The sequence below is a fragment of the Pseudomonas sp. Fl4BN1 genome (assembly GCF_009908285.1).
Lineage (GTDB): Bacteria > Pseudomonadota > Gammaproteobacteria > Pseudomonadales > Pseudomonadaceae > Aquipseudomonas.
This window is the reverse complement of the sequence record NZ_JAAARM010000155.1, coordinates 1-379: the sequence shown is the minus strand read 5'-3', so window position 1 is coordinate 379 and position 379 is coordinate 1. Positions and strand designations below refer to the sequence as shown.

Sequence of the window (379 nt, the reverse complement as noted above, 5' to 3'; positions counted from 1 at the left end):
GATTAATGCAGATGGACTGGTGATCCTCACCGATGCTGATGCGGTATATGAAAACTGGGGAACGCCGCAGCAACGTGCCATTCGCCATGCCACACCGGATGAGTTAGCGCCATTTGCCAAAGCCGATGGTTCGATGGGGCCGAATGTAACGGCGGTGAGTGGTTATGTCAGAAGCCGTGGTAAACCCGCGTGGATTGGGGCGTTATCGCGAATTGAATAGACGCTGGCGGGCGAAGCGGGGACCTGTATTTCGCTGTAGTCGTAGGCATTAGACATTTGTGCCTGATGCGACGCTTGACGCGTCTTATCAGGCCTACAACCGGTGCCGCATCCGGCAATTGGTGCACAATGCATGATGCGATGCTTGACGCATCTTATC

At 54.6% G+C, this 379-nt stretch carries 1 pseudogene; it reads left to right on the top strand.

Features of this window, described 5'->3' with window-relative positions:
- Nucleotides 1-220: pseudogene (locus tag GV818_RS34015) on the top strand (carbamate kinase); the annotation flags it as partial.
- Nucleotides 221-379 lie beyond the last annotated feature (159 nt).